The 13,334-nt window shown below is 41.9% G+C and carries 12 protein-coding genes and 6 tRNA genes; 15 read left to right on the top strand and 3 right to left on the bottom strand.

The features are described from left to right. Positions 1-149 precede the first annotated feature (149 nt). From FTU00_RS13045 to FTU00_RS13030, 4 genes are all read left to right on the top strand, one after another. The gene (locus FTU00_RS13045) at positions 150-797 is read left to right on the top strand and encodes a hypothetical protein (RefSeq protein WP_180179864.1); all 648 of its coding nucleotides are present in this window, start codon (positions 150-152) and stop codon (positions 795-797) included. 22 nt (positions 798-819) lie between these two features. Beyond that, a complete protein-coding gene (locus tag FTU00_RS13040) occupies positions 820-1,800 on the top strand; it encodes a D-glycerate dehydrogenase (protein ID WP_180179863.1) in 981 nt (326 codons plus the stop codon). An 85-nt stretch (positions 1,801-1,885) separates the two neighbouring features. After that, positions 1,886-3,328, top strand: coding sequence for a M48 family metalloprotease (locus tag FTU00_RS13035; RefSeq protein WP_180179862.1), 1,443 nt, complete (start codon positions 1,886-1,888; stop codon positions 3,326-3,328). 101 nt (positions 3,329-3,429) lie between these two features. Further along, positions 3,430-3,789 carry a hypothetical protein gene (locus FTU00_RS13030; protein ID WP_004782434.1) on the top strand — a complete coding sequence of 120 codons (360 nt, stop codon included), beginning with the start codon at positions 3,430-3,432 and terminating at the stop codon, positions 3,787-3,789. Positions 3,790-3,869: 80 nt separating this feature from the next. Here FTU00_RS13030 and FTU00_RS13025 read toward each other — a convergent pair whose 3' ends face one another. Together FTU00_RS13025 and rpsU are read right to left on the bottom strand one after the other, a co-directional pair. Beyond that, entirely contained in the window at positions 3,870-4,316 is a 447-nt protein-coding gene (locus FTU00_RS13025) for a GatB/YqeY domain-containing protein (RefSeq protein WP_004782432.1), read from the bottom strand. Positions 4,317-4,349: 33 nt separating this feature from the next. Next, positions 4,350-4,565: a 30S ribosomal protein S21 gene (gene rpsU, locus FTU00_RS13020; RefSeq protein WP_001136722.1), complete on the bottom strand. Its 216-nt coding sequence runs from the start codon at positions 4,563-4,565 to the stop codon at positions 4,350-4,352. A 146-nt stretch (positions 4,566-4,711) separates the two neighbouring features. On the opposite strand from rpsU, the gene tsaD reads away from it, so the two are divergent. The 3 genes from tsaD to FTU00_RS13005 all read left to right on the top strand — a co-directional run bounded on the left by tsaD (position 4,712) and on the right by FTU00_RS13005 (position 8,452). Further along, entirely contained in the window at positions 4,712-5,728 is a 1,017-nt protein-coding gene (gene tsaD / locus FTU00_RS13015; RefSeq protein ID WP_004782431.1) for a tRNA (adenosine(37)-N6)-threonylcarbamoyltransferase complex transferase subunit TsaD, read from the top strand. A 209-nt stretch (positions 5,729-5,937) separates the two neighbouring features. Next, a complete protein-coding gene (locus FTU00_RS13010; protein WP_180179861.1) occupies positions 5,938-6,876 on the top strand; it encodes a sensor domain-containing diguanylate cyclase in 939 nt (312 codons plus the stop codon). A gap of 532 nt (positions 6,877-7,408) precedes the next feature. Beyond that, positions 7,409-8,452 carry a hypothetical protein gene (locus FTU00_RS13005; RefSeq protein WP_180179860.1) on the top strand — a complete coding sequence of 348 codons (1,044 nt, stop codon included), beginning with the start codon at positions 7,409-7,411 and terminating at the stop codon, positions 8,450-8,452. Between the two features lie 57 nt (positions 8,453-8,509). Here FTU00_RS13005 and FTU00_RS13000 read toward each other — a convergent pair whose 3' ends face one another. Next, on the bottom strand, positions 8,510-9,382 hold the full coding sequence (locus FTU00_RS13000; protein ID WP_180179859.1) for an ATP-binding protein: 873 nt from the start codon (positions 9,380-9,382) through the stop codon (positions 8,510-8,512). Between the two features lie 189 nt (positions 9,383-9,571). On the opposite strand from FTU00_RS13000, the gene FTU00_RS12995 reads away from it, so the two are divergent. The 8 genes from FTU00_RS12995 (at position 9,572) to FTU00_RS12960 (ending at position 13,329) form a co-directional block, all read left to right on the top strand. Beyond that, positions 9,572-11,080, top strand: coding sequence for a DUF3336 domain-containing protein (locus FTU00_RS12995; RefSeq protein WP_180179858.1), 1,509 nt, complete (start codon positions 9,572-9,574; stop codon positions 11,078-11,080). Continuing rightward, on the top strand, positions 11,070-11,891 hold the full coding sequence (locus FTU00_RS12990) for a serine/threonine protein kinase (RefSeq protein WP_257229811.1): 822 nt from the start codon (positions 11,070-11,072) through the stop codon (positions 11,889-11,891). The genes FTU00_RS12995 and FTU00_RS12990 overlap by 11 nt, the downstream gene beginning before the upstream one ends. 107 nt (positions 11,892-11,998) lie before the next feature. Then, a tRNA-Leu gene (locus tag FTU00_RS12985) sits at positions 11,999-12,083 on the top strand. A gap of 33 nt (positions 12,084-12,116) precedes the next feature. Continuing rightward, positions 12,117-12,190 (top strand) — tRNA-Trp (locus FTU00_RS12980). A gap of 39 nt (positions 12,191-12,229) precedes the next feature. Further along, positions 12,230-12,314: transfer RNA gene (locus FTU00_RS12975), tRNA-Leu, on the top strand. Between the two features lie 384 nt (positions 12,315-12,698). Further along, positions 12,699-12,784 (top strand) — tRNA-Leu (locus tag FTU00_RS12970). Positions 12,785-13,137: 353 nt separating this feature from the next. Continuing rightward, positions 13,138-13,222: transfer RNA gene (locus FTU00_RS12965), tRNA-Leu, on the top strand. 33 nt (positions 13,223-13,255) lie between these two features. Continuing rightward, positions 13,256-13,329, top strand: a tRNA-Trp gene (locus FTU00_RS12960). The last annotated feature ends 5 nt before the right edge of the window (positions 13,330-13,334 follow it).

Raw genomic sequence — 13,334 nt, 5'->3', positions numbered from 1 at the left:
AACTTGCAGTAGAAAAAAGTAATCTTATAAATTGATTTCTATTCTGAGTTAAAATGACTCAAGATAGAGAGTGAAAAGCTGGAAATAGTTCGGCAAAGAAAAGCGAATCCCGTTAAAATGTTCGACCTGAAATAGGTGATGAAGAAAAGATGATTGGGCATCAGCGTGACATACTGGCAACATTAGGAATCGATATCTGGATTCCCAAGGGCGACGTATGTCAGCAGCATCAGGTTTCGATCTGGCGTGATCAGGCCCCAGCAGAATTGCATAGCGAAATCATCCTGCCACAACCGACTCAGATTGCTCCGGTAGAAAAAGCTCCTTTAATTGCGCCTGAGCCTGTTACAGTTGAAGCAAAAGCTGAAGTTAAAAGTGAAGTACCAGTAATTGTTGCATCAATTCAGGAACAGCGGGAAATTCTGCATATTCCGCCATTCAACTTGCAGGCTTTAAGCTTGGAACATTGCACGATTGTCATCGATGCCACAGAAATGACCGAGCAAACCCAGCATTTATGGAGCAATATCCAGCGTGCTCTGCAAAGTGAATTTTATGAATTAAACTGGCCATTTCCATGGATGAATCTACAAGATGGCCGAGGTGTTGAATCTTATATTCAGGGTTTTCTGGACATGATGAGCCTGGAAAAAAATATCATTTCCCTTGGCTCTATTCCGCATGTGACACATAATAAAATGATTCAACTGGCATCTTTACAGGAAATGCTGGATCAGCCCATACTTAAAAAACGCTTATGGCAATTTATGCAAAACAGGCCAGCGAACTCAGAATAATATTGATGTGGAATAGGGACATATGAAGCAAAAAGTGATTGTATTTAGCCAGATCGATCAGGATGTCCAGAAAAAACTCGAACAAAATTTTAATGTAGTAACTTTACAGCCGAAACTGGGCAATGTACATGAACAGTTGCTGGAACATGTGCGCGATGCCGATGGCATGATTGGGGCAGGCCGACTGCTCAATCGCGATAATCTGGCACCAGCAACCCGACTTAAAATCATTTCGAGTGTCAGTGTAGGGTATGACAACTATGAAGTTGATTATCTGAATGAAAAAAATATCTATCTGACCAATACTCCACATGTCTTGACTGAAACCACGGCAGATCTGGGATTTGCGCTATTAATGGCAGCTGCACGCAAAGTGGCTTATCTGGATCACTGGACCAAACAGGGACAATGGCACCGCACGACACGTGAAGCACAGTTTGGTATGGATATTTTCGGAAAAACGCTGGGGATAATCGGGCTAGGGCATATTGGGGCAGCAGTTGCACGCCGTGGATTTTACGGTTTCAATATGAATATCTTGTACCATAATCGCCATGAAAAACCGGAATTGGCTCAAGGGCTCAGTGCACAGTATTGTTCTCTAAATGAGCTTTTGCAGCGCTCAGATTTCGTGGTGGTTACCGTGGATTTAAATGCTGAGTCAAAAGCACTGATTGGAGCAGAACAACTGGCACAGATGCAGCCACATGCGGTGCTGGTAAATATCTCCCGTGGGCCTGTGATTGATGAGCAGGCTTTGATCGAAGCTTTAAAAGCCAACCAAATCTTTGCTGCGGGTCTGGATGTCTATGAGAAAGAGCCTTTAAAAGAATCAGAATTATTTGAGCTGGATAATGTCATTACCTTGCCCCATGTCGGTTCGGCCACAGTGGCGACGCGTCGAAAAATGGCTGAGCTGGCTTATCAGAATCTGGTCGATGCACTTGAAGGGCGGGTGCCACGCTATGTGGTGAATCCTCAAGTAATTGGTTCATCTAAGTAATATTAAATAACATTTTCCTGCATCTATGCTCATTTTTCGATGCTATATTCGAAACAGGTTGAAACTGAATTTTAGAGATTTTTCATTGAAACGTTTGGTATTGGCGTGCGGGTTAGGTCTGTGTGCAACGGCAGGACATAGTGATAATAATTATTTTAATCAGCCTGCTGCACAATTTTCTGTACCGGATATTGGTGCGGGCGTCGGATTGATCGATCAGCAAAAAGAACAAATGATCGGCGAAAAGGTCTATCGTCAAGTCCAGAAACAAATGCCTGTGATTCAGAATCCATGGCTTGAAGATCAGTTACTTTCCATATTTTCCCACATTCTCAGTCAGACCAAATTACAGCAGCCGATTGGGTTAATGGTAATCAATGATCCGCAAATTAATGCCTTTGCGGTACCTGGTGGGTTATTTGCCCTGAATGCGGGTTTGATTAATTCAGCCCGGAATACAGACGAAGTGGCAGGGGTGATGGCACATGAAATTGCACATGTTACACAACGTCATTACAGTCGTTCGCAAGAAACCTTTAAAGGACAAGGACTGTTGGCCCTAGCAGGGATTCTGGTGGGTGCATTAGTCGCTTCACAGGCAGATGGTGATGCCGGTGCAGCAGTGATGATGGGTTCTCAGGCAGCACTACTTGATCAGCAATTAACTTATAGCCGTAATCAGGAACGTGAGGCGGACCGGATCGGGATGCAATATATGTATGCTGCCGGCTATAGTCCGCACAGTATGGCGGATTTCTTTGAAGTGATGCATCGTTCCACTAGCCGTTTAAGCTTTATGCCTGATTTCTGGCTGACGCATCCTCTAACTACTGAGCGTATGAGTGAAGCACGTTTGCGCGCCAATCAGCTGCCTGCGGTTAAGCGTAATTTAAATGATCAGGATTTTGAAATCATTAAATGGTATACACGGGTACTGTCACGTCAGACTACTGAACAACAGCTCAACTTAATGGTGCAACGTAATGATTTTCCTGGTCAGCTGGCTTTAACGGCTTATCAGCTTCAACTGGGAGATTTTCAGGCGGCACAAGTCGCACTGGATCAAGCCAAAAAGCACAATAAAATGCATCCTTTGCAGGTGTTATTTCAGACTGATATTTATCTGGGGCAAAATCAGCTGGATAATGCGCTAAAAAGCATTAGTTCAGCCGCACGGATCATGCCGGAAAACCGTGCTTTAAATTATAAATATGCTGAAACCCTGATTCGTGCTAAACAGCCTGATCAGGCCAGAACGATTGTGCAGCGCTTTTTAAATAGCAATACCCGTGATGTTAGTGGCTGGAGATTAATGCAACTGGCAGCGAATGCAGCACCTGATTCATCGATAAAAGCCGCGAATGTCTTGCGTTATCGGGCTGAAGTGGAGTACTGGTCAGGCTATGAAGAAACTGCGATTAAGTCCTTAATACATGCTCAACGCATCAGCAAAGGCAATCAGTCTTTATCGGCAACGATTGGCCAGCGTTTAAAACAGATGCAGCAAACGCGACAGTTTAAAATTTAAGTCTATTTTTCTAATGATTTTTAGCTTCAGTAGATATAGCCGAAGTTCACTAAATCACGCTACAATCCGGGCAAAGCTAAGTTGTCTATTTTAATTATTTTATGAAAAAAATATTATTGGGTTTATTGATATTGGGGTACGGCGGTAATGTATTGGCGGCTAGTGCAGCAGAATACGTACAGTCCGTTGAGCAGATTAATGCTGATTATCAAAAAGAATCACGCCAGTTTTTAAAAGGTTTAAATCCACAGCAGCAGGGTTTTAGCGCATCGCAGAATCAGCAGTTTTGCGCGATTGTGCAGCGCTATGTGGATCGTTTATATAAAGCGGCAGACCAGAACCGGGCTTATCTGGATCGTCAGTATCAAAATGTAGGCAAGCAGGATGTCATACTGCAGGTAAAATCTTCAAAAGAGATGCAGTTGCTGAAACGTTATAATGTGGATTGTAATTTACAGTAAGAATAAATAAGAAAATGCTGAGAACTGTCCGGAATGGAGGCAGTTCAACGCAGATTTAGATTTGAAATATAATGGGGGAATTAAGCAAGTTTTGCTTTAATTTTTGCTGAAACTTGTGCAGGATCGGCGCGCCCGGCTATGAGCGGACGCAGAGAATTCATCACCTTACCCATATCTTTCATGCTAGTAGCTTGTTGCGCTTCAATTATTTGCGCAATCAGGGAATCAAGTTCTTCCTCAGTCATAGCTTCTGGTAGAAATTGAGAGAGAACCTCAACTTCGGCTTGTTCCTTACTAGCTAAATCATCTCGACCAGCGCCTTCAAAGGCTTTGATCGATTCTTTACGTTGTTTAATTTGCTTTTCAATGACCGCAAGAACTTGAGCATCGTCAAGTTCTTTACGCTCATCGACTTCGATTTGCTTAATTGCTGCTTGCAGACTACGAATGACCGTCAACTTTGACATATCTTTGGCACGCATGGTGGCTTTCAATACGTCAGTAATCTGGTTTTTTAAAGTAGTCATTATTTATTCCAAGCAGTCAATCACAAATTAATCTTAGTAAAGGCGAGTAGTACGTACTGATTCACGCGCCAATTTCTTTTGGTAGCGTTTAACAGCAGCAGCTTTTTTACGTTTACGTTCTTGAGTTGGTTTTTCGTAGAATTCACGTTTACGAACGTCAGCAAGAACACCCGCTTTTTCGCATGAACGTTTGAAACGACGGATAGCTACGTCTACTGGTTCGCCTTCTTTCAATTTAACTTGTGGCATGAAGAATCCTCATTAAGTTATGGATAAGATCAGGGCCGAATTGCCCTCGATCACAAGTGAAGGTCAGTATTTTACTCATTTACATCTCATATCACAAGTCTATAATAGTTGCTGCAATAGATTTGATACAGGTTATAGGCAGTTTAATGATCGTTTTAGGCTTGGAAACGTCGTGTGATGAAACAGGACTTGCGCTGTATGACAGCGAGTTGGGTTTGCGCGGACAGGTGCTGTACAGCCAGATTAAACTGCATGCTGAATATGGCGGCGTCGTACCAGAACTGGCTTCGCGCGACCATGTGCGTAAACTCATTCCCTTATTGAATGAACTGCTTGAACAAAGTGGCATCAAAAAATCAGAAATTGATGCGGTGGCCTATACCCGTGGTCCGGGCCTGATGGGCGCGTTAATGACTGGCGCACTGTTTGGTCGGACTTTGGCCTTTGCCTTAAATAAACCGGCAATTGGTGTGCACCATATGGAAGGTCATATGCTGGCGCCATTACTTTCTAAAACGCCACCAGAATTTCCATTTGTGGCATTACTGGTGTCTGGTGGTCACTCACAGCTCATGGCCGCTTATGGCATTGGACAATATGAATTACTCGGTGAATCGATTGATGATGCGGCGGGTGAAGCATTTGATAAAGTTGCGAAAATGATGGGTCTGCCATATCCGGGCGGCCCGAATATTTCCAGACTAGCTGAGCAGGGCGATCCGAACGCCTTTGCTTTCCCACGTCCAATGCTGCATCAAGGTTTGGAGTTTTCATTCAGTGGTTTAAAAACTGCAGTTTCTGTTCAAATGAAGAAACTCGGTGAAGAAAGACGTGATGCAGATATCGCTGCGAGCTTCCAGGAAGCCATTGTCGATACACTTGTTAAAAAATCAGTGAAGGCATTGAAACAGACTGGCTTAAAACGTCTGGTGATTGCTGGTGGTGTAAGTGCCAACAAGCGTTTACGTGAACGCCTGGAAGCAGACTTGGCGAAAATCAAAGCCACCGTGTACTATGCAGAACCTGCGCTGTGTACCGATAATGGTGCGATGATTGCCTTTGCGGGTTATCAACGTCTAAAAGCCGGACAGCAAGATGGTTTGGCTGTGACCACAACTCCACGTTGGCCAATGACAGAATTGACGAATCCGGCAGAAGCTTGATTTAAAGATTCAGGATGAAGAAAAGGGGCCTTAAGCCTCTTTTTTTATTAGATTGCTTTTGTGGAGTAGAAATATTCAACAAATAATATTAATAAATTAATTATTTTAACTCTACCACAGTAAGTATTTTCTTATTGATACCGTAAAATAGTTTAATAATATAGAAATCCCACTCTATTATATGCGGAATGATGCAGAGACTATTTCGGATGGATAATATCAGTTTTAAAGGTTTTCAGGATGCGGGACAGGCAGTTTTAAAATATCTGCATCAGCATTTTGGCTTTAATTTATGGATGATCACCCGGGTAGAAGACAATGACTGGATTGTGCTGCAAAGCGAAGATCATGGCTATGCTGTCCAGCCAGGTCAGGTATTTGAATGGGCCAATTCTTTCTGCTGTCATATGGTCACAGGCAAAGGACCAAGAATCGCGCCTCGCTCTGAAGAAATTCCTTTATATGCGACTGCGCCAATTAACCAGCATTTCTGCATCAAATCCTATATTGGACAGCCGCTATTCAAGGAAGATGGCAGTCTATTCGGAACATTATGTGCGGTTGATCCTGAAGCCAAGTCAGATGCCATCATTCAGGATCTGGCGATGGTCGAGTTATTTAGCAAGCTTTTGAGCTCAATCTTACAAGCTGAATTGCGTCAGAATGAGCAAATCCGTCAGCAAGAACTGCTACAGCAACAAGCCAGTAAGGATGAATTGACTGGATTATATAACCGTCGTGCCTGGGAGAAACTGCTAGAGGCAGAAGAAGAACGTTGCAAACAGTATGGTCATCCTGCTGCGATCTTATTTATAGACTTGAATGACCTGAAAAAAGTGAATGATAGTCTGGGGCACAAAGAAGGCGATCAATTAATTCAGCATACAGCACAAGTCCTTCAGGAAAATATACGTAGCAATGATATTGTGGCGCGTATCGGTGGCGATGAATTCGTAATCCTGAGCATAGAAAATGATAAAGCGGGAGCTGAGCGTTTGCTTGATCGTTTAATTGAAGCCTTTGCCGAAGCAAAAATTGAAGCTGCATTTGGTATGGCGATGCGTCATCCAACGACTGGCTTAGTTGAGGCACAGTGGCAAGCAGACAAAAATATGTTTGAGTACAAGCGCTGGAAAAAGTCTGTTTAAATATTTTGGATTTTTAATATTTTTAAAGATGTGCCTGAGAATATTCAGGGGTGAACTGCCAAATTTTGAGCCCACAATAAATGGAAATAATTAATTTCTTTTTATTCCTATTTTCTTAATTTTCCTTCAAAGTTTACTTGTCTAGAAGCAATCTAAGTTCTTCTTTAAACCTAGCTATTCCAAGGATAACTTTTCGACTTTTTAACCTAATGGTTACAAATTCTATAAGTATTGTTTCAAAGTAAATATGCGTTATTTTAGTTGATTTCTAAGAGTTGGTATGAGGGTTAATAAGACATAGCTCTAGAAGTAACATCTTATTTTCTTATGATCATTGTTATTTGAAATATACATTAAAATTACAGAGTTAATCCCTGATTTATTAAAAGATAAAGCACGATTAGAGTGTAAGAAATACTGTCCAGAAAAAATATGATCGACAGTTATTGGGTTTGTATTGTGTGATTTTAATACGCCCATCTTTCATTCTCATTGAATATAAATGCAAAGAAATTCTAGGGAATAAAATTTTATGAAAAAGCAGATATCATTCTTTGGGCTGGTTTTGGTTTCAGGCTTGCTTACAGCATGTGGTGGCAGTGGAGGTAGTTCAGATAATCCTACAGTGACCACACCGCCAAATGTTCCAGAGGAGAGTATTTCTCCTGAACTTTCAGAAGAATTTATTCCTTTTGAGGGTCGCGATATCATCGATAAAATCCGCGACAAAATTAACAATAGCACCAGTAATGATACGGACTATAACGTTGCGTTAGGCCATATGATTGGTGAGGTGTTTGCGGATTATCCTTATGGACGCACGGGCCGTATTATCAAGATTTATAATCTGGGTGTGAATAGCATCAAGTATCCAAATCTGATCTGTTCGGAGGTGAATACCAATGGTGCGGTGAAAACCTTTAAATTAAAAACAGATAAAAATAACTGTATTGTTCTGGATAAAACCTATCGCAAAGATTCAACCATTACCCAGACAGTCAATGGTGATACTACGACCTTGACCTTTAGCAATGTACGTTATGGTTCCAATGTTGATTTTAATCTAAAAGATGACTATCTGATTTCAGGTACGATTGTTCATACCAAAAGCAAAAACAATCTAGGTGCATTGGAAAGCTATAAAATTGAACGTCTGGAATTTCAGCGTGTAGCGGAAGACAAGAATGCGGGTAAATCTGGCGCTGAGTATGATGAGCTGAGCAAGGAATACTTACTGGTGCGTAATTACAACTATAGCCTTGTAGATGACTATGGTAGTGGCAGTAATGGTATTCGTACCTTAACCAGCAGCGGCAGCATTATTGGTCAACCCAATCTGGCGGATTACCGTTATAGTTTTGATTTTAATACGACTACACCGTTCAAGATGGACGAAACGGTGTTGAATAATTATAAGCATCTGCCAAAAGAGGGTGTGCTTAAAATTACTGATAGTTATGATCAGGTGATTGAGGTCAAACAGAATCAGCCTGAATCCTTAAAAGCAACTGTCTATTTCAATGGCAGTGAGCTGGATGACCTACTGTGGTCTACGATTATTGGCAATAAAAAATAAGAACTAACCTTATAAAAAAAGCTCCATCATGGAGCTTTTTTTATTTTGGGAAAGAATTTACAGAGAATTCAACTGCTGCGAACCAATCCAGTGTTTAGAGAACTGATAGGCTGCGCGACCTGAGCGTTGACCACGCGCCTGACACCAGCGTAATGCTTCAGCACGGGCTTCAGCTGTCAGTTGCATATCTGCCTTTTTCAGATAATGCTCGACAATTTCCAGATATAGGTTTTGATCCATTGGGTAGAACGACAGCCATAAACCAAAACGATCCGACAAGGAAATTTTCTCTTCAATGGCTTCCTGTGGATGTAATTCCGTATATTGCGGTACATCCACTTTGGTTACCGGGGTATTTTCATGCATGAACTCCGGCAATAAATGACGACGGTTACTGGTCGCATAAATCACAAAATTACTGGAACCGGACTGTAATGAACCATCTAGCACACTTTTCAGACTGCGATAGTTTTCATCTTCCGCATTGAAGGCCAAGTCATCACAATAGACAATAAACTTTTCCGGACGACCGGCGATCAGTTGCTGAATTTGTGGAAGATCTGACAAATCATCGCGTTCAATTTCGATCAGGCGTAGACCCTGATCTGCATATTCAGTCAACAAGGCACGCACAATCGAAGATTTGCCTGTACCGCGAGAGCCAGTCAGTAAGACATCATTGGCAGGTAATCCTTTTAGAAACTGCAAAGTATTCTGAATGACTTTTTCTTTTTGTCGCTCAATACCTTTTAAATCTGCCAGTTCAATCTGTTTGAGCTGGTGAATGGGTTTGAGTTCTCCAGCCTGCCATTTATAGGCATAAGCAGAAAAATCAGGACTTTGTTTTAATTTAGGCAGACTTTGCTGGAGCTGGAGAAGAACAGTGGAAAGAGCATTTAAGATATTGTCAGGTAAATCAATTTTCGCCATGATTTGAGCAGTACTTTTACAATTATGGCTAGAATACTATCACTGTAAAATTCACAGTCAAAGTCTGGAAAGTGTGATAATTTGCTTAAAGTGGTGAATTTTCGTTATTGTAGTACAAAGAAAATAGATGCCTGTTTTTTGTTCATGGCTGCAGGATGTCTGAAAATTACAATATAGGGAAGAGGGCAGATGCTGTTTAAAGATTTTACTCAGGATATCAATCCACATCAGGCCTATCGTATTAAAAAGCTGAAGCAGCAATTGCAACAGACTGAAACTTACGAAGAATGGAAATATATTGCCTTAAAGATCGATGAAGAATCTGGGGCACAAGAATGGAAACTGGATAATAGTTCACCGTATTTTGATGCCGAAGTGATTGCGCATCGACTGGGGAAATTAAGACGTTACCGTCAGCAGAAACGTACTCGTGACCTGATGTATATCCTGCGTGAAGGACTGAGTTACGATATTGCCAATATTGCCCATCCTTTATTGTTTACCGTCACTTATGTCGGCACTAAAAAAATTATTGAAGATTATGTGGAAGAAGTCAGTCTGGGCCTGGCTTATATTGCTTCTGCACAATGTACCTGTCTGACTCTAGAAGAAAAAATTGAATATTTTGAGCACTGCCAACGGGCTTATGGTCAGCCAGCTTTAATGTTCTCGGGCGGTGCAACACTCGGCTTATTTCATACCGGTGTATGTAAGGCGCTAATGGAACAGGATCTGTTACCTCGAGTGATGTCGGGTTCCAGTGCTGGTGCAATTATGACCGCGATGTTGGGCGTCTCCAAACCCGCGCAGTATGTAGATATTTTAAAAGGCCATAACTTTTTCCATGAAGCCTTTCATTTCCGTACCATGAGTGAATTAATGAAGGGTAATGGTGGTCTGGCGGATGTCAAATACCTGAAAAAATTCCTGATCGAAAACTTGGGAGATATGACCTTTGAAGAAGCACTAAAAACTTCCGGTCTACATATCAATATTGCAGTCGCACCTTATGATGCGGCGCAAGATGCCCGGATCATGAATGCCTATACCTCTCCAGATGTACTGGTCTGGAGTGCAGTGCTGGCATCTTGTGCCGTGCCAATTCTGTTCCCGCCGGTACGTCTCACCAGTAAACGTCATGATGGACAATATACGCCTTATATGGGGGCGACACGCTGGGTAGATGGCAGTGTCCGTAGCGATTTCCCGCAGGAGAAAATGGCGCGGCTATACAATATCAATTACACCATTGCCAGTCAGGCCAATCCGCACATTGTGCCTTTTATGCAGGATGATATTTCACGCTTCCGTAAAGGGACTTTAAGCTGGCCGAAACGCATTGTACGCCGTCAGAGTGTGGTATTTACCAAAGGCATTATGGATTTTGCCCGTGAGCATGCGGGCAGTTTGCCACCAGTCCGCCGTTTGCTGGACCATGGTTATGGCGTAGTGGATCAACGCTATTATGGTGATGTCAATATTGTCGGTAAATATAGCCTGCGTCATTATAGCTATATGCTGCAAAATCCTCGTCCGCATTTGTTCAAGGTGTTGCAGCGTGAAGGTGAGCGGGCGACCTGGCCAAAAATCTCCCTGATCGAAACTCAGGAGCGGGTAGGTAAAACTATTCAGCATTGTCTGGAACTGCTAAATTACCAGCATGCTCCAAATGCCAAGCAGGAATATATTGTTACTTAACCCCACCAATCTGCATCAGCTTAATTTCCAGCTTAAGACCAAAGCCCGAAGTCTGGGTTTTGGTCGCCGTCTTTATTATCTAGAATTTAATCCTGAGACCAGGTCAGCATTGTGGTTGAAAACCCAGAATCTGGATTCAACGGCTATTTCTCAGCATGCCCAGGCTGGCTTAAGTCATGAGCTGGATTTTTATGAAGCTTATGGTAGGAAAGAAGGTAAGGCTTTCATGCTTCAGCATCAAATTATTCGAAAGCCGTTTCAGATTGGAGATGAATTTTTCAATCAGGCTTTGATCTTACCTAATGCGCCAGCACATTTTGATATATGTCCTAAGCTGTTCTCGATTCAAGAAATTCGTCAGCATATGCTACGAGCATTAGAACCGTTGATAAGCTTACAAGAACTCGGGTATCTGTATGCTGATCTCAAACGAGAGCATTTTGTTATTTATCAGAAATGGGTCTGTTTGATCGATTTTGAGCAAGTTCAGCCAATCAATTCTTTAAACCAAGCAATGAACGCTACACCACGTTATATGGCACCTGAACTATTTCAAGGGCAAGCCAAGTCGCTACAGAGTGAAGTTTATGCGCTGGGTATCATTTTTTATGAATGGCTTACAGGGCAGCGCCTAGAAGCGACAGATTATCAGGATTGGGCCTTATTGCACTGTCAGCGTTTTAAACCTGAGCTACCTACACAATTCCAAGCTTTGCAAAGCCCGATACAAAACATGCTTCGAAAGCATTCACGAGATAGATTGTCTGATTTCAAGGCCGTAAAACAGGCCTTACTTACTGAAATTGCATGAGAAAAATACAATAAATTGCATATTGTTTTTTATTTAATCAAACGAGTGGTTTTTTCTTAAAAAGAGCTTGTCAGGTGAAATTGATCCCTATAGTATACACAGCCATCGGGGACGTGGCGAAATTGGTAGACGCACTGGATTTAGGTTCCAGCGCCGCGAGGTGTGAGAGTTCGAGTCTCTCCGTCCCCACCAATTTACTCAAGAGATTGAGTAAAATGGCCGAGTAGAGGATTGGTGTAATGGTAGCATGACGGTCTCCAAAACCGTTCGTCAAGGTTCGAATCCTTGATCCTCTGCCAAATTTTGAAAAAAGTCCGACACTAAGTTGGTACCCTGATGGGGACGTGGCGAAATTGGTAGACGCACTGGATTTAGGTTCCAGCGCCGCGAGGTGTGAGAGTTCGAGTCTCTCCGTCCCCACCATCAAAAGAGACAAGGTTGATGCCTTGTTTTTTTTTGCCTGGAATTTAAGGCTGAGCCATCTTTTAATCTCATTTTCATTATTCGCTTACTTTCGATCAGTAGATTTTAAATACTCAAACTAAGTATCAGTGAAGGTGAGAAGAGGGAAGTCCTTTAAAATATCCAATCAATTGGCTGATCTAAACACTATTAAAATTAATATTCAGCACTCTTTCAAATAACTTGATTTTTTAAATTGGAGAAATGAAATTAAGCGGTTTTATTAAAAATAAGCCAGTATTTAATCATCAAAGAATTAACTGATTAATTTTTGATATAAAAACACCGAGTTGATCATAGAATCGCTTGTCAAGCAGATGCGATCGCTATAATATACACAGCCACGGGGATATGGCGGAATTGGTAGACGCACTGTGTTCAGGTCGCAGCGCCTTCTGGGCGTGAGAGTTCGAGTCTCTCTATCCCCACCATATATGAAGAAACAAGGTTAATGCCTTGTTTTTTTTTTGCCTGAAATTTAGTGCGACATTTTTATTGGCTTGGCTTTTTATTCTTTGTATTGGATTCATTTATTGTTTAAACAACATGCTCGATCAAGATAAGTGAGGTTCTAGAGGTCTGATCTGCTGAGACTGAGCTAGACAAGCTTAGAGATTAAGTTCAAAGCAGTAGCAAAGAAACCTCATAAGGCTGAGTTTTCTTGTTAAATCTTATAAAAAATAAAAAAATTGTATTAACTGTTTAATTTATAGCGGAATAGGCAGTGATTGCTTGTAAAATCACTTGTCAATGACCTGCTATCTCTATAATATACACAGCCATCGGGGACGTGGCGAAATTGGTAGACGCACTGGATTTAGGTTCCAGCGCCGCGAGGTGTGAGAGTTCGAGTCTCTCCGTCCCCACCAATTTACTCAAGAGATTGAGTAAAATGGCCGAGTAGAGGATTGGTGTAATGGTAGCATGACGGTCTCCAAAACCGTTCGTCAAGGTTCGAATCCTTGATCCTCTGCCAAAGTT

This window comes from Acinetobacter sp. YH12041 (genome assembly GCF_013419975.1).
GTDB lineage: Bacteria > Pseudomonadota > Gammaproteobacteria > Pseudomonadales > Moraxellaceae > Acinetobacter.
Note: the sequence above shows the minus strand (reverse complement) of the source record. Positions and strands in the feature narration are given on the sequence as shown.